The 15,229-nt window shown below is 66.2% G+C and carries 16 protein-coding genes; 12 read left to right on the top strand and 4 right to left on the bottom strand.

Annotated elements, in window-relative coordinates; translation table 11 throughout:
* Positions 1-2 precede the first annotated feature (2 nt).
* From CLV71_RS32015 to CLV71_RS31980, 8 genes are all read left to right on the top strand, one after another.
* Complete coding sequence (locus tag CLV71_RS32015; protein ID WP_133906623.1) at positions 3-197, top strand: hypothetical protein; 195 nt, start codon at positions 3-5, stop codon at positions 195-197.
* Between the two features lies 1 nt (position 198).
* Positions 199-603 carry a TadE family protein gene (locus tag CLV71_RS32010; protein ID WP_133906622.1) on the top strand — a complete coding sequence of 135 codons (405 nt, stop codon included), beginning with the start codon at positions 199-201 and terminating at the stop codon, positions 601-603.
* A complete protein-coding gene (locus tag CLV71_RS32005) occupies positions 603-1,019 on the top strand; it encodes a TadE/TadG family type IV pilus assembly protein (RefSeq protein ID WP_133906621.1) in 417 nt (138 codons plus the stop codon). Before CLV71_RS32010 ends, CLV71_RS32005 begins: the two co-directional genes overlap by 1 nt.
* Positions 1,016-1,426 (top strand): pilus assembly protein TadG-related protein, encoded by a 411-nt coding sequence (locus CLV71_RS32000; RefSeq protein WP_133906620.1) that lies wholly within the window; start codon positions 1,016-1,018, stop codon positions 1,424-1,426. The genes CLV71_RS32005 and CLV71_RS32000 overlap by 4 nt, the downstream gene beginning before the upstream one ends.
* 12 nt (positions 1,427-1,438) lie before the next feature.
* Positions 1,439-1,849, top strand: a complete 411-nt coding sequence (locus tag CLV71_RS31995) for a hypothetical protein (RefSeq protein ID WP_243866839.1) — start codon at positions 1,439-1,441, stop codon at positions 1,847-1,849.
* A 1,205-nt stretch (positions 1,850-3,054) separates the two neighbouring features.
* On the top strand, positions 3,055-4,164 hold the full coding sequence (locus CLV71_RS31990) for an AfsR/SARP family transcriptional regulator (protein ID WP_133906619.1): 1,110 nt from the start codon (positions 3,055-3,057) through the stop codon (positions 4,162-4,164).
* Positions 4,165-4,552: 388 nt separating this feature from the next.
* The gene (locus CLV71_RS31985) at positions 4,553-5,458 is read left to right on the top strand and encodes a hypothetical protein (RefSeq protein WP_133906618.1); all 906 of its coding nucleotides are present in this window, start codon (positions 4,553-4,555) and stop codon (positions 5,456-5,458) included.
* A gap of 86 nt (positions 5,459-5,544) precedes the next feature.
* Positions 5,545-6,519, top strand: coding sequence for a M78 family metallopeptidase domain-containing protein (locus tag CLV71_RS31980; protein WP_208297846.1), 975 nt, complete (start codon positions 5,545-5,547; stop codon positions 6,517-6,519).
* A gap of 614 nt (positions 6,520-7,133) precedes the next feature.
* On the opposite strand, the gene CLV71_RS31975 is transcribed toward CLV71_RS31980, so the two are convergent.
* From CLV71_RS31975 to CLV71_RS31965, 4 genes are all read right to left on the bottom strand, one after another.
* On the bottom strand, positions 7,134-8,270 hold the full coding sequence (locus tag CLV71_RS31975) for a helix-turn-helix domain-containing protein (protein ID WP_243866838.1): 1,137 nt from the start codon (positions 8,268-8,270) through the stop codon (positions 7,134-7,136).
* Positions 8,271-8,370: 100 nt separating this feature from the next.
* Positions 8,371-8,907, bottom strand: a complete 537-nt coding sequence (locus tag CLV71_RS31970) for a hypothetical protein (RefSeq protein ID WP_208297845.1) — start codon at positions 8,905-8,907, stop codon at positions 8,371-8,373.
* A 96-nt stretch (positions 8,908-9,003) separates the two neighbouring features.
* The gene (locus CLV71_RS48790) at positions 9,004-9,180 is read right to left on the bottom strand and encodes a hypothetical protein (RefSeq protein WP_208297844.1); all 177 of its coding nucleotides are present in this window, start codon (positions 9,178-9,180) and stop codon (positions 9,004-9,006) included.
* Positions 9,181-9,306: 126 nt separating this feature from the next.
* Positions 9,307-10,530 (bottom strand): PP2C family protein-serine/threonine phosphatase, encoded by a 1,224-nt coding sequence (locus CLV71_RS31965; RefSeq protein ID WP_243866837.1) that lies wholly within the window; start codon positions 10,528-10,530, stop codon positions 9,307-9,309.
* Positions 10,531-11,750: 1,220 nt separating this feature from the next.
* Between CLV71_RS31965 and CLV71_RS31960 the strand changes: the two genes are divergently transcribed.
* The 4 genes from CLV71_RS31960 to CLV71_RS31945 all read left to right on the top strand — a co-directional run bounded on the left by CLV71_RS31960 (position 11,751) and on the right by CLV71_RS31945 (position 15,216).
* Positions 11,751-12,950, top strand: a complete 1,200-nt coding sequence (locus CLV71_RS31960; protein ID WP_133906616.1) for a hypothetical protein — start codon at positions 11,751-11,753, stop codon at positions 12,948-12,950.
* A 212-nt stretch (positions 12,951-13,162) separates the two neighbouring features.
* Positions 13,163-14,419, top strand: a complete 1,257-nt coding sequence (gene sqr / locus CLV71_RS31955) for a type III sulfide quinone reductase, selenoprotein subtype (RefSeq protein WP_133906615.1) — start codon at positions 13,163-13,165, stop codon at positions 14,417-14,419.
* Positions 14,416-14,733 (top strand): TusE/DsrC/DsvC family sulfur relay protein, encoded by a 318-nt coding sequence (locus tag CLV71_RS31950; RefSeq protein WP_133906614.1) that lies wholly within the window; start codon positions 14,416-14,418, stop codon positions 14,731-14,733. Before sqr ends, CLV71_RS31950 begins: the two co-directional genes overlap by 4 nt.
* Before the next feature lie 15 nt (positions 14,734-14,748).
* Positions 14,749-15,216 (top strand): DsrE/DsrF/DrsH-like family protein, encoded by a 468-nt coding sequence (locus CLV71_RS31945; protein ID WP_133906613.1) that lies wholly within the window; start codon positions 14,749-14,751, stop codon positions 15,214-15,216.
* Positions 15,217-15,229: the final 13 nt, after the last annotated feature.

The raw sequence follows: 15,229 nt of genomic DNA, 5'->3' as shown, positions 1-15,229 counted from the left end.
CCATGAGGACGTACCTGTCGCTGCTGTGGACCCTGGTCCGCGTGCGCATCGAATCGTTGAAGGAGCAGCCAGAAGCCGGCTACACCACCGAGGCAGTAGTCGGCATCGCGCTACTGGTTCTCATCGCCATCGCCACCTTCGCGGTCATCGCGGCCAAGGTCGCGAACAAGGCCGAGAGCATCGACCTGGGCCTGTGACATGAAACGCCCCCACATCCGCCAACACCTGACCGGCGATCGAGGATCGGCGAGCGCGGAGTTCGTGATCGCGACACCGGCGATCCTCTTCCTCGTACTGCTCATCATCCAGTTCGGACTCTGGTCTCACGCGACCCACATAGCCCAGGCCGCCGCGGCACACGGCCTCGCCGCCGCACGCATCAACGACGGCACCGCAGCCAAGGGGACCCGCGCCGCCGAGGACACCCTCACGCGCCTCGGCCAGGGACCACTGCGAGACACACACGTCACCACCACCCGCACCGCAGCCACTGCCTCCGTGGACCTCGATGGCGTGACCTCCACCGTCATCCCGTTCCTCGAGCTTCCGGTCCACGCACTGGCCACCGGCCCGGTGGAGCGATTCGTGGATGGAGTTCAGTGATGACGTGGCGTTCCGACCGCGGATCGGTGACCGCCGAGATGACCGTGCTGACACCGCTTCTAGTACTGCTGCTCGTCGTCGTGGCGGTCGTCGTTCATCGAGGCGTGTCCGCCAGGTTGCGGCTAGACACGGTCGCTCACCAGGCCGCACGAGCCGCGAGCATGGAACGCACTGCCGGCGCAGCGGACGCTGCCGCACAGTCCGCGGCAGATACCGCGCTCGCTCAGTCTGGTGTGGTCTGCGAGTCGCGTCGTGTCCGTAGCACCATCAACGACCTGATAGCGACCAGCACCATCACGGTGACAGTCGCCTGTTTGGTTGACCTCACCGATGCGGTGTTGCCCGCACTCTCGACGACATGGCTCTCATCCACCGCCATCGAACCCATCGACACGTGGCGGGAGGCACCGAGATGAGCGCACGCCATTGGCGGACAGCCGACCGCGGAACCGTCACCGCGTTCGTCGCCACACTCCTCCTCGCGCTCATCGTCCTCACTGGCCTCGTCCTCGATAGCGGCCTCGCACTCGCGACGAAGATCCGCGCCGACGGCCAAGCAGAAGCCGCCGCCCGCGCCGGAGCCCAGGCACTCGACCTGACCGCCTACCGCGCCACCGGCGCCATCACCTTGGTACCCGATCAGGCGGTACACAACGCCCAGGCGCACCTGGCTGCTCAAGGGGCGATGGGGACCGTCGCTGTCGCCGGCGACTCAGTCACCGTCACCATCACGGCCAGCCAACCCACCCAACTGCTCGGCCTGATCGGCATCACCAGCCTGACCGTCCACGGCGACGGCAGCGCACGCCCACAACAGGACTAAAGAGGAGCACTCATGGCCACCACACACGAGATTCTGCGTCGCGTCGAGGAGGCAGACACCGTCCGCAGTGCCAAACGATCCGCCGCAGCCCAGCAGATCGGAGATCTCGCGCAGCGGCGAAACGCCATCGCCGAACAACTGGCCGACATCGAACGCCAACTCGGCGACATCCTCGAGACCGCCAGAGGAGTCATCGAGATCGACGAACTCGCGAGGTTCACCGACGTGCCGGTTGCCGACCTCACCCGCTGGTCGACCAGCAGGAAGACACCGCGCACCCGACGCAAACGAACAAACGCCGACGTGATCGACGGCTCGAACCGCGAGCCTCCGGCAGGACCTGTGCCGATGCGACACACCTCGCCTGTGCCGCGTCCGGGCGGTGCGACTGCCCCGGGACGTGACACCCCAGAAACGACATGACGATGCCTCGCCGCTCCGTGTGGGCGGCGACAGCAGCCCGACTCGTCGCCGGTCTGCTCGCGGCGGCGGCGCTGCTGACACTGACCGCAGGGCTGCCGTGGGCACTGTGCCGGTTCGTCGGCTGGCCGCTTGCCGATCACGTGCCCAGCATCGCCGAGCTTAAGTCCGTTTTAGTAGCTCCGCTCTCGCCGAGCATGCTGCTCGACCTCCTGGCGTGCCTCTGCTGGCTCGCATGGGCAATGTTCGTAGTCGACGTCGGCCGCTGTGGGCTCGCCGTCGTTCGACAAGGCGTACGCGGACCGCAACTGCGCACGGGTGGACCCGCACGCCGGGTAGCTGGAACTCTCGTTGCCACCATCCTGCTTGCCGTCCTCGGCAGCCGAACCGCCACGGCGGCACCTCATCCACCGGCACACGCCGCACCAACCATCCCCGCCGCAACCGCACCACCCGTCGCCAGCCCAGCGACGACAACGGTCACTGAGGTCGTGCGCCCGCCGGAGAACGGCGTCCACGACAGCCTGTGGCACGTAGCCGAACGAGTCTGGGGCGACGGCACCCGCTGGCCCGAACTGTTCGCACAGAACCGCGGCATCATCCAGGCAGACGGTCACGCACTCACCACCCCCGACCTCGTACGACCAGGCTGGCAACTCATCGCACAAATACCGGCTCCGGCTCCCACCCCAGAGACGCGACCGAGCCAGGATCAGCCCTCGCCGACATCACCGCGGCCGGCTGATCCGCCGGCGCAGCCCGAACCCGCGAACGAACCGAGCGTCGACCTGACCACCGGCGCCTTCATCAGCCTCGCACTAGCCGCCGCGGCGACCACCGCCGTGACCATCTCGCGGCTACGGCGTCGCCACCGTTACCGCGTCGGAAGTGGAGTCCGCGAGGATCTCCGTCAACCCCTCGGCCCCGTAGTACGTGCCCTCCTCGTGCCCGTCCCTCCGCGTGCAGCGCAACCGCAGAGCACCGCGACCCCTCTGGGCGAACGTGACGGCCGGCAACTAGCCATCGACCTGGCTTCGCATAGGGGAGTGGGACTGACAGGACCTGGTAGCCACTTCGCCGCACGAGCCCTCCTGCTTCACCTTCTCGCAGTCCCGCGGCCAGACGGCACCGCGACTGTCCTCATACCTGCGCCCGATCTCGGCTTGCTCCTGCCGAATCGCGCGACCACACGAACGCCGTCAAACCTCGTGCTCACCGACTCCGCGTCGACCGCGCTCGACCACATGGAAACAGCACTCACCACCCGGATACGCACTGGCGAACACCCCGGCCCGCTCGCGCTGTTCATCCGACCAACTCAGCAGGTTGACGACCGGTTGCACGCGGTGCTCAACGCGGGCGCCGAGCACGGTCTCGCCGCCGTCCTACTCGGACCGTGGTCCCGAGGAAACTCACTGCACGTCGGCGACCGCGGAGTCGTGGAGGCAGCCAATCCGACCTTGGACGTGATCGGCACCAGGCTGTACTCGCTGTCCGACGACGACACGGCGGATCTGGTCGAACTTCTCTGCCACGTCACTGACGCCCCAACGCCGCAGGACGTCGCGGTCGAAGAACGACGACCCGATCCAGACCGGCAGCCGGCCAAACCACCCCCCAAGGCGACCGCCGCGCAGGTCGACCTCCATGTGCTCGGCCGGATCCGACTCCTCCGCAACGGAGTCGACATCACCAACGCGGTAGCTCCCAAACAGCGAGAAATCATCGTTCACCTGGCGCTGCACCCGGACGGCGTGCGGCGAGACGCCATCGTCGCGGACATCTGGCCAGACGCACCCGGTCACCGGCCACAGAACAGCTTCCACGCCACTCTCTCCCAACTCCGACGAGCGCTCCGCACGGCGACCGACGGCGCCGTCGAGACCCTCACCACCACCCACGACAGCCACTACGCCCTCGACCCACACATCGTCGACGTCGACCTGTGGCGTCTCCACCGCTTACTCCGGGACCCATCCGCCGATGCCGTGTCCGTCACCGACCTCTACCGCGGCGAGCTAGCGGAAGAACTCGGTGCAGAATGGCTCATCACTCCTCGAGAAACCATCCGTCGAGACGTACTCGACAGCTTGGAAAACGCCGCGAAGAACAGCGACATCACGCTGGAAACCAGGCTGACAACCCTTGAGGACATGCGCCGCATAGACCCATACAATGAAGGTGTCTACCAAGACATTATCCGGATTCAACGCGAACTTGGACGTGAAGAATCGGTTGCCCGGACGATCGCGTTGTTGAAGGTTGCCCTCGCTGAAATAGGGGAGAGTCCATCCAGCGAGACGACATCTCTCCTCTGATCGATAACATTATCTCGAACGTACCCGCTCTCCTCGTGGTGGGACGGCCGGTCCTGCTGCCGATCTGCCTTCCTGTCGGTCTACCTTGTTGACTACCCATTAGAGGAGAAGTCGGCCAAACGTCGTACTCCCAGCTCAGGGGCCCTGTAGGGCTTTCCTGTCGGAGGCGCGACTTCGGTGCCGGCAGGCAGGTGAACAGTTGGGCGGGCCCGACTCGCATCGACGAGAGGGTCACCCGTCAATAACCCAAAGGGCAGGAAATCAGCAATTCTCCTTACTTGCGGAATTTTATGCGCTGCAAAAGAGGTGAAGCTGTCGGAGGAGTTTGACTCCATTCGCTGTGAGCGGTCAGGAATCTGCGGCTCTTACAGGCTGTTGATGGGCTCACGTGAGGTGGGAGAAGAATTTCTGGCGAGCGATTGCGTCGCTCGTGATTTTGTGTATTGTCGGTCATGTCGGAGTGATGAGGGTCGGCAACCCCGCATCTGACGAAATCCAACACCGCGAGATCCGAGCAGGGGAGAGATCTGTCATGAGTGCCCTAGAAGTGTCCGCCTCACGCTATTCGCTGACCGTGGACGCAACTCAAACCTTCGAGTCACTGTCCGATGTAGCGGAGAACGAGTCAGGAGACCGGCTCCGCGACGCCCTGGCCATGGCACTGACCGCGAAGGTCACCTACGCCACGGTAGCGGACCGTGTGGTCACGTCCGAGGACATCCGGCCGGGACCGGGTGACTCGCCTGACCTGACGTGCATGAGCTGTCCTGCCCCATGGAGCATCGTGAAGACGCTCGAGTCTGCGGGTTTCCTCACCGCGCAGAACGTGCTCGTCGAACTCACCGGCGACACGTACCTGTCCGAGGGACGATCGGTCACGATCATCAACGTCGTAAAGCCGTTCACCGTGGTCACAGTCGACTACGGGTTCTCGAGCTCGGAACGGTGGACCGCCACCGATCAGTCCGACGCCGTACCTGCAGGTTGGTACCTGCTCGGAGAGGTACGCGAACACTTCGACACCAAAGCGATCGCGTGCGCGGTCGGCATGAACGAGCTACCGGACGACGTCGTCGCCTGGTTGTTCGAACTGGAGGGCTTCGGCGCCTCGACATGCCTGGCCGGCTGTAGCTCATGTGGCAGCCAGTGGCGCGCCGAGTCCGGCGACTGGACATTCCACCCAGACGGGTGCGATGTCGGCTCCTGGGTCTACGACGACGCAGACGACTTCCACGCCGACACGATCGCCTGCCCTGAGTGCGAGACCGGACGCGTCGGCTTCACCGTCCACTGACCATCGCTAGTGACGCCGTGGGGACGGCAACCCCACGGCGTCACCCAGGACCGACACCACATCACACCCCAAGGGGAGTACTCGTCATGCCCACAGCAACGCGGAAGACCCGAACCACCAACCGCAGCAAGCCGCGCCCACGCCTCACACCCGAGGAACGCGCCGAACGACTCGAGGCCGCGAGGCAACAACTGCTCGACGGAGTCGACGCGCTCATGACCTCGGAGGGCTGGAAGCTGCTGGTCACGTCCCGACCCTGGCTACGCCGCTACAGCTTCAACAACGTACTGATGATCCTGCAGCAGTGTCCCCACGCGACGGACGTGCGTCCGATGTCCGAATGGCGCGAAGCAGGCTACCCACTGATGCGCAAAGGCACCCACAAGATCAAGATTTGGAAGCCGGTCTTCCGGAAGTCAGACTCGGAGGACACGAACAGGCCCGGCCCCGAGATTCGCGACGCGAACGGAAACCTGATCGGCACGAACGCACCGGAACTGTCAGGGTTCATGCTCGTACCGGTGGTGGACAGCTCCCAGCTACAGGGCGTACCCGCAGAGAGCGACGGCGTCCGACCCACACCGGTAGAGCTGTCGGGCGACGCGCCAGCCGGACTGTGGGACGGCATCGCAGAACAGATCACGACGCTCGGCTACCGCATCGAACGAGCCGACTGCAGCCCCGCGTACGGCGTGACGAACTTCGACCAGCGCCGCGTGGTGATACGTCCGAATCTCGCGGACAGCCAGGCCGCCAAGACGCTCACCCACGAACTCGCCCACATACTGTGCAACCACGACACGCGGTGGAAGACCGCCACACGTGACCTCTTGGAGGTCGAGGCGGAATCGGTCGCGTGCATCGTTACCGCCGCCTGTGGCCTGAACGCTCTGGACTACAGCGTCCCCTACGTAGCCAGCTGGGCAGACGACCGCGACACCGTCCGCAAGTCGGCTGAACGGATCCTCACCGTGGCAGACAAGATTCTCGAACGCCTCGAAGCAAGCGGCGTGACAGCGATCCCCAGCCACACCGCCTCCGACGAACACCAGGCCGCCTGACATGCGTGGGCCCGGCGGGCGAACGCCTCCCCAAGGGGAAGCGCGGCAATTCGCCCGCCGGGCATCCAACACCGCTCACCACAAGGGACGAGCGACCTGTCACTCTAGCCAATCCCGGCCAATCCTACCGCCAACCGACGCTATGTAGTGTCATACGAGACAGTCGAGCACAAATACTGTCGATGCACGCTGATGGGGACGACCGCTCTCGGGCTACCGCTCGGCAATGGCCACTCGCGTCGCTCGGTTCGTGCTTGACAGCGCGCCCCGCTAATGTGCGTCGGAAGGTGACGACAGATGTGGGCCCTCGGAATCTATTGCCCAAGGGACGTCGATGCTTGACCTCGCCGGCGGCATCCGAGATCACCGTCTTCGACCGGGCACTATTCTGAACGTCCGTCGTTTCCCAGCCCGGACGACGCGTCAGATCCCGTCACGAGCACCCTCTGGCCCACATGGACACGATCGCGGTGAACACCGCCCGCGCTGGCAACCCCGCCGTCCCGCCCCACTGCGGCCGAGCCCGAAACACCGGAACCAACCGTGCCGACAACCGATCAGCCACGCTCAAGTTCACGACCACAAGATCATAGATCCAGGTGAGACAGACGGTCTTAGCGGTGGTTTTCTGTCGCCGTTGGCCGCAGAGGCTCGCTACCGACCAAGAGAAGAACTGGTCGTTGTTCTCCTGCGCCGAGCATCTGCCGAACTTGGGGAACGGTCCAGGCCAGTTCGTGGGCGAGGTCTGCGATGGTCAGGCCGTGCTCGCAAGCGAGGTTGAATGCCTCGACCAGGAGTGCGGACTGTTCGCCGGGGTAGCCGGCTAGCGCCTGCGGGGCAAAGCCGGGTTGGCCTTGTAGGTCATGTAGACGCTGGTAGGCGCGGCTAGCGGAGGAGTCTGACAACAGGCCGAGTTCGCGGCAGCGGTAGAGCAAGGAGTGCACTGACACTCCCCAGGAGTTGCGCAGTTGGGAGAGTTTGTGCAGATCTGCTCGGGTAGGTAGTTCGGGCAGGATCGTTTCCCGAGGGGTCAGGAACTCTGCGGCGAAGGCGTCGGCTTCACGTTCTTGGGCGATGTCACCAGGACTTACTTCGCCATGCAAGATCAGGTGAGCCAATTCGTGTGCTGCGCTGAAGCGATGCCGGTACACGTCGTCAGTCCGGTTCGGCGTCAGCACGACGACGGGGCGAGGCAGCCGGGAGGTGGAGAAGGCGTCGACGGTCTGCAGGTCGTCGTCGCGTTGTGGGGTGAGCACGACGATCCCGTGTGATTCCAGTCGCCGGATCAGGTGAGTGATCGGTCCGGTACCTAGTCCCCAGGCAACGCGGAGGGCCCTGGCCGCTGCGACCGGGTCACTCGGCAGATCGGTGCCGGGATGAACCTCCCCGCCCGCGAAGCCAGGAAGGTCGACCAGCGGGAGTTGGACACGTTTCTCCAGCGCGTAGGTCAGCTCCCAGGCCTGCTCGGTGTACGCGATGGCCTTGGCGCGTTGGTAGGCGCGAGTGCTGCGGAGGCTGCGGAAGTGCGCGGCTGAGCCGTCCAGTCGTGCATGAGGGCGTCCCGCCAGAAAAAAGGAAAGCGGCACCTTGAGGACCTCGGCCAGCCGTGGCAACAAGTCTGGGCGTGGACGGTTGGTGCCCATCTCGTACTGGCTGATCGCCGCCGGGGTGACTCCGAGTTCGTCGGCCAACCACCTTTTGGTTTTCCCGAGAAGATTGCGCGCCTGAGTTAGCCGCGTCGGGTCGAACACCTCATGCACCGCTGCCGGGGAGAGTCGCTCTGTCCGGGATCGGCTCCTGTTGTTGGTGCCGCGCTTGCCAGATGACGGAAAGAGTTGGGGCTGACTATCCTCACTCATCGCCGTCTTCTGCTGCTTCGGAAGTGGCCGGTTCAGGCTCAGCGGAAGGGCGCTGGACCGTCTCGGTGTGCACGTTCATCTTCAACGGTGGTACCTCGCCCTCGGCGAAGCCCGGCGAAGCCGCGCCCGCACCCACGGAGTGGAGACCACCTTGAGGTGAATCGGCCGACTGCGCCGTGGCGAGACTCATGTCTAGCCGCTCTGGCGACCACAGCATGGTGCCGTCCTCCTCCAACGTGTCCGGTGTGCCCCACCAGGCGGCCAACACATCGTCACTATCTGCGTTGGCCACGTAGGCGACGTACACCACCTTGAGCTTCTCCCTCTGAGCCGCCGCGTCAGCCTCGGCCACCGAAGGATCCGACGCCGTTTCGCTGCCACCGGGGGTGTCGAACAGCGTCGGAGCCGGTTCTACACCGTGGGCACGAGACACCTTGAAGGGGATCTTGTTATCCAGCTTCGCGCGGGAGATCGGCACATTCAGCGAGGTGGCGTGTCGAAAGGGGATGAGTACCCGTCCGTTGATCACGGCCAGACTGTACGAGGCACCCTTGGGCTTGTGAGCTTCATACCCAGGCAAAGCGGCCAACTCGAACTGTTCGACCACCAAGCGGTAGCGGGTGGCTCACATGCTGCCGTAAGGCAACTTATCCTTCGCTCCCGCGCTCTCGGCCACGGTCTGCACCAGACGCGCCCCGCGCTGGCCACGCGCGAGCCCGACGATCACATGCCGCCTCACCTCCGCAGCATGGTCGCCAAACTGCTCGACAGCCCACCGCGACGGTCCGACCTCGCTAGTCATGCAGCCCTCCACGGGACCAGATGCTTACGTGAGTGAGGCCAACCTAGCACCATCGCTTAACTTTTTCACATGGCATGCCCATTCGTATGCAGTTCGATCCTGGCCGGAGTGTGCGGGCGGCGTGGTTCACAGTTCCGGTAGCAGAGCGTTGGGAGCGGAGGCGTCCCATTCGACGAGAAGGAGGGTGGCGTCGTCCGAGAGGTGCCCGTTCTGGTGGTGCATGACCGCGCGGGTGATGCGGCGCAGCGTTTCAGGGGTCGGGAGACCGGCTCTTTCATGCAGTTCGATGAGGTGGATGAGCTGGTCGAGTCCGAACATCTCGCCGTCGGTGCTGCGGGCTTCGGTGACGCCGTCTGTGTAGAAGAGCACCTTGTCGCCGGGTTGGAGCCGCACGGTCACCGGGCCTCCGCGGGGGTGTCCGAGGTGACCGAGCCCCAGGGGCATGCCGCAGCGGCGGTCCAGGTGCCCGACCACCTTCCCCGCACGCAGCAGCACCGCGGGCGGGTGTCCCGCGTTGAGGTACCGCAACACGCCGGTGTCCAGGTCGAGCTCGGCGATCAGGGCCGTGGCGAACGGCACGAATCCTTTCGGTGCGACTACCTCGCGGATCGCCTCGTCGGCCAGTTCGACGCCCTTGCTCGCGGAGAAGCCGTTGCGGCGGGCGTTGCGGGTCGCGGCGAGGGCGACCGAGGTGATGAGGCCGGCGTTCATGTCGTGGCCCATCGCGTCGAAGATCCCCAGGTAGGCGCGGCCCGCGTCGATCGCGTAGTCGTAACCGTCGCCGGCGACCCGGCTGGAGGGCTCCATCAAGGCCGAGACCACCAGCTGGTCGCAGGCGAAGGTCTGCGGCGGCAGCAGCTGCCGCAGCAGTTCCGACGCCACCGACAACGGCTCGGATCTGCGAACGGTGTGGAACAGGTCGCTGTAGTGCTGTTTGCTCATCACCAGGTGCGCGGTCAGGCCGACCAGCGCCCAGCACTGCTCGCGAAGCCACGTGTCGTGCGGGTCGGCATCGGGCGGTAGGTCCACTCTGGCCACGCCGAGTCGCTCGGTGCCGTTCAGCAGCGGTATCCACAGGTACGGCGGTGTCGAACCGACGGCGTCGACGGGGACGATCTCGGTTCGCTGGAACGCCTCGCCGGCCGTGGTGGAGTCCACGAGCAACGCCGGACCGGACTGAACCGGACACAAGCGACCCTGGCTCATGTCCGCGAGGTACACCTGCACCGACACCCCCACCGGGGCAGCGGCGTTGTTCACGATGTCCGCGAGGTCACCAGCCGAGGCCAGATGCGCGCGATGCAGGACCTGACCGAACGCGCGGTGCCATTTCTCCACTTGCTCGACCACTCACGAAGGGTAGATGAACGCGGCGCGGTTGCACTCCTCGCAGCACGGCACCCAGGCCTTGGTAGCAAGGTGTACTGCTGCACGCGCCCATCTCGCTTCAGAACAGGTCCGCCATCCAACGTGGCACGGGCCGTCTTTCAGTAAATAGTCAACTCCCGGTGAGACCAGATGTGCTCGCCGTTCGGCACGGAGGGCTGCTGGCGGTCGTAGACACAGGAGGAGTACGCAACATCCTCGAGATCTGCCAAGTCTGCCGGATCGTGATCTTCACGCCGAACGAGTTACGTCGTGGGCACTGGGAGTGTGACTGTAAGTAAGCTTGGCATGGCGCCGAAGCCGCTGATCAGGTAGCGGTACCTCGCGGGCTGCGTGACTGAACGAGTGTGGCTGGCCGCAGCGCCAGCTGCGAGGATCCGAAAAGAACGTGCTGTCGCGCTTGTGCGGTGACACCCTTTTGAAGCCAAGAACACTCAACGACAGCACGATCTCATCCACATCCGTGGGCTGGCGTGCAGCCTCTTCACGACCTGCGGTTCGAACGTGCTTTCCCATCCCGTGGTGCGGCGATCCCGACCTCGCCAGCAGTGTCAGAGATCATTGTCTTCAACCGGCTCCGTTTGGACGTTCGCTGAGTCCAGGTCAGGTTCGGCCTGGTTCTTCTCATGACACGGTCCGTCGGGAACTCCGGGAAGGGCCTCTGGCCTTTCGCGACACTGGTCGGCTTCGGGGTCGCCCCGCCGACGCCGACCGGAACCGGCATCCCCGAGGTCGGGACGAGCTGGCTGCCGCCCGTGCGGTCGGCGAGCTGGCACACCTACTGCTGGACGCGACCACCCCCACGGCGACGGGCAGGCGTTACTCCCAACAGCAGGAGTACCTCACGATCGCCACTCCAGGCGACGACGGATTATCGCCCGAAGGCGGGCGGGTGAGGGGATGAGCGCTGTCCTCCTGGGCGCCACCGAGCTGGGCCTGGCGACGTGCCCGCTGTCCGAGCAGGGACGGCGTCCACGGCGGTGCCGCGGCTCGTCGCCCGACTGGGGTGGGCGCCGAACGCCGCCGCACCGCTGCCCACACGCCTCGCAGCGCCGTCGCCGATGTCCTCCTGGACAGGTGACTAAGGAAACCGCGTGCGGGGACGTGGGTCCCTGGTCCCCGTGTGCGGGCTCGGCACAGCGTGAGTGTCGGAACTGTTCCTGCTCCACGGGAAGGTGAACACGATGAGACGTCGGTCAGACGTGATCCGCCGCGCCGCGGCGGTGACGGCGGCACTGGTGATGACAACCGGCATGGCGGCCGGCACATGGGTGCCCGCGGCGGCCGAGCCCGCCGCGGCGCGGTGGGACGTGGTCATGCTGGAGCAGTGGTCGCCCGACGCGATCAACGTCGCGTCGTTCATCGACGACCGCGGGGTGATCATCGGCACGAACACGACAGCCGAGACGCTGCGGGTGGTGCGCTGGGGTCTCGACGGTCACGTCGTCGCGCTCGACCCGACCCCGCCTGGCACGCGGTTCGCCTGGCCTACCGACCTCAACAGCAGGGGTGAGGTGTCCGGCTTCACCGATCCGGTCAGCGGCACGGAACGTCCGGTGCGCTGGGACGCCCGCGGCCACCTCACGGTGCTGCCGACCCTGACCGGTGGTGGGACGGCCCTCGCCAACGGGATCGCCGACGACGGCACGGTCGTGGGCTCGTCCACCGCCGCGGACGGCATCCACGGCCACGCTGTGCGGTGGACGCCGGGCGGCAGTGTCGTCGACCTCGGCACCCTCCCCGGGACGGACAACAGCGGGGCGTGGCGGGTCAGCGACCACGGGGTGATCGTCGGCAGCACGATGAGCGGCGACGGTCCGCAGAACGGCATCCGCTGGTCACGGCACGGCGAACTGACCGACCTGGGCGTCGCCGTGATCGAGGCGGTGAACGACAACGGCGACGTGGTCGGCTGGACCGGCAGCGGCCTGCGTCCGCCACAGCAGGCGGTGCGCTGGGACGCCCGGGCCGTGGCCATCACGTGTGAGACACCCTCGGGTGAGAGCGCGACCGCGATCGGGATCAACAACCGGGGCACGGCCATCGGCAACACCACCTACACCGCGTACCCGGTCGCGCTGCGCTGGGACCGCGTCGGGCACGTGACCCTCTTCGCGACTCCGCCGAGCGTCGACAGCGGCACCGTGTCGGACATCAACGACCGGGACGAGGCAGTGGGTACCGTCCACGACGCGGCGACCGACACCTCGCACGCGGCCTTCTGGGACGCGCACGGCGTGTTCACCGACCTCGGAGTGCCGCCCGGGTTCGTCGCGAGCTCGGCACATGCCGTCGACGACCGCGGCGACATCATCGGCGACGCCATCGCGAGCGACGGCACCGGACAACCGGTGCTGTGGCGAGCCAGGCGACACACGATGTGAGACCACGACCCACCATGTGGCGGCCGGACACGGTTGTCGCCGAGGAAACCGTGTCCGGCCGGGCTAAGAAGGGCTCACGGACCGGTCGGCGTTCACATCGGCACCGCCCGGCGGGACTGGACGTGAATCCAGACATGGCTGGACTTTCGGAGGTGTCCCACAGGGACGAACGCCTCTGGGGCAGTCGACTGCTGGCTGGGCAGCCTGGGAATGTGACAAGGAATGTGGTGGTACTCGGCGGCGGTACCGGCGGCACGATCGCGGCGAACCGCCTGCGGCGGATGCTCGGCGACGATGTCGAGATCACGGTCGTGGATAGGGACGACGATCACGTGTACCAGCCGGGTCTGTTGTTCGTGCCGTTCGGGACCGCGGATGCCGCGGACCTCGTGCGGTCGAGGGCCCGTCAGCTGCGGGCCGGGGTCGGTTTCACCGATGTCGCGGTGGACCGGGTCGATGTGGACGCCCACCGCGTGCATCTGATCGGTGGTGGCGTCCTGGACTACGACGTGCTGGTGGTCGCGACCGGGGCGCGGCTGCTGCCGGAGGAGACCGAGGGCCTGACCGGGCCGGGCTGGGGCGAGCGGGTGTTCACCTTCTACGACCTGCCCGGGGCGACCGCGCTGGCCGGTGCGTTGCGGCGCTTCACGAGTGGCCGGCTGGTGGTGAACGTGGTGGACCTGCCGATCAAGTGCCCGGTCGCGCCGCTGGAGTTCTGTTTCCTGGCGGACTGGCACCTCCGCGAACGGGGTGTCCGCGACCAGGTGGAGCTGACCTACGTGACTCCGCTGGACGCGGCGTTCACCAAGCCGGTGGCCGCCGCCACGCTCTCGGGGCTGCTCGAGGAGAAGGGCATCGAGTTGGTGACCGAGTTCAACACCGGCAGTGTCGACGGCACCGGCGGCCGGCTGGTGTCCTACGACGAGCGCGAGGTGCCGTTCGACCTCGTGGTGGTCGTGCCGGTGCACGGTGGCGAGTCCTATGTGGAGCGTTCACCGGAGTTGGGGAACGCGTTGGGGTTCGTGCCGACGAACCCGCGCACGCTCCAGTCGACGGTGCGGCCGAACATCTTCGCGATCGGTGACGCGGCCGCGGTCCCGACCTCCAAGGCGGGCTCGGTCACGCACTTCGAGGGCGAGGTGCTGACCCGCAACGTCGTGCGGTTCCTGGCCGGCGACGAGCTGGACGAGGGTTTCGACGGGCACACCAACTGCTTCATCGAGAGCGGCTTCGGCAAGGCGCTGCTCATCGACTTCAACTACGACACCGAACCGCTGCCCGGCCACTTCCCCGGCGCGGTGGGGTTGCCGCTGCTGAAGGAGTCGCGGCTCAACCACCTGGGCAAGCTGATGTTCTCGTGGCTGTACTGGCACAGCCTGCTGCCTGGCCGTGACATCCCCGGCATCCCGGGGAGCATGCCCACCGCAGGCAAACACCTACCACCTGCCACTGAGGAGGGCGCGAGATGACGACGAAGACGTACGCGGGGACCGAGGTCACCGTCGGCGACGACGGCTTCTTCACCGACCCCGAGCAGTGGCGCGAGGAGATGGCGCTCGAGATCGCCCGCGAGTCGGGCATCGACGAGCTGACCGACCGGCACTGGCAGGTCATCACGTTCATGCGCAGGGAGTACGCCGAGAAGGGCACCGGGGCCACGGTCCGCGTGCTGGGCAAGACGTCGGGGGTGGGTGTCAAGGAGCTGTACCAGCTGTTCCCAAAGGGCCCGGCCAAACTCGCCGCGCGTATCGCCGGTATCCCCAAGCCCCGCGGCTGCATCTAGGAAGGGAGTGCCGACATGGCCGACACCATCGAGAAGGTCTCGATCATTGTCTCCAAGGGTTCGCTGGAGGGCGTCTACCCGGCGCTGATCATGGCCAACGGCGCGCGCGCCGAGGGCATCGAGGCGAACCTGTTCTTCACCTTCTTCGGGTTGGACGCGATCCGCAAGGGACGGCACGAGCACATCAAGCTCGCCACCGTCGGCAACCCCGGCCTCCACCTCGCCACCTGGGCCGGCGGGCTGCCCGGTGTGTCGAACCTGATGACCCACTACCTGGCCGGGAAGATGGAGAAGCTGGACATCCCGCCGATCCCCGAGTTCGTGGAGATGATCGCCGACACCGGTGCCGGCCTCTACGCCTGTCAGGCCTCGGTCGACCTGTTCGGCCTGACCAAGGACGACTTCATCGACCAGGTCGACGGCATCATCACGGTCGGCGAGTTCTACGAGTTGGCCGCGGGCGGCCAGATCATCTACACCTGACGGCCGGTTCGCT

The sequence above is a fragment of the Actinophytocola oryzae genome (assembly GCF_004364325.1).
In the GTDB taxonomy this organism is placed as follows: Bacteria; Actinomycetota; Actinomycetes; order Mycobacteriales; family Pseudonocardiaceae; genus Actinophytocola; species Actinophytocola oryzae.
The sequence above is the reverse complement of the archived record's forward strand: the minus strand, read 5'-3'. Positions and strand labels throughout refer to the sequence as shown.

Excerpts from the sequence above, each read along its gene's own strand:
- CLV71_RS32015 (WP_133906623.1), top strand. The coding sequence starts at position 3 with ATGAGGACGTACCTGTCGCTGCTGTGGACCCTGGTCCGCGTGCGCATC.
- CLV71_RS32010 (WP_133906622.1), top strand. The coding sequence starts at position 199 with ATGAAACGCCCCCACATCCGCCAACACCTGACCGGCGATCGAGGATCG.
- CLV71_RS32005 (WP_133906621.1), top strand. The coding sequence starts at position 603 with ATGACGTGGCGTTCCGACCGCGGATCGGTGACCGCCGAGATGACCGTG.
- CLV71_RS32000 (WP_133906620.1), top strand. The coding sequence starts at position 1,016 with ATGAGCGCACGCCATTGGCGGACAGCCGACCGCGGAACCGTCACCGCG.
- CLV71_RS31995 (WP_243866839.1), top strand. The coding sequence starts at position 1,439 with ATGGCCACCACACACGAGATTCTGCGTCGCGTCGAGGAGGCAGACACC.
- CLV71_RS31980 (WP_208297846.1), top strand. The coding sequence starts at position 5,545 with ATGCCCACAGCAACGCGGAAGACCCGAACCACCAACCGCAGCAAGCCG.
- CLV71_RS48790 (WP_208297844.1), bottom strand. The coding sequence starts at position 9,180 with ATGACTAGCGAGGTCGGACCGTCGCGGTGGGCTGTCGAGCAGTTTGGC.
- CLV71_RS31960 (WP_133906616.1), top strand. The coding sequence starts at position 11,751 with ATGAGACGTCGGTCAGACGTGATCCGCCGCGCCGCGGCGGTGACGGCG.
- CLV71_RS31950 (WP_133906614.1), top strand. The coding sequence starts at position 14,416 with ATGACGACGAAGACGTACGCGGGGACCGAGGTCACCGTCGGCGACGAC.
- CLV71_RS31945 (WP_133906613.1), top strand. The coding sequence starts at position 14,749 with ATGGCCGACACCATCGAGAAGGTCTCGATCATTGTCTCCAAGGGTTCG.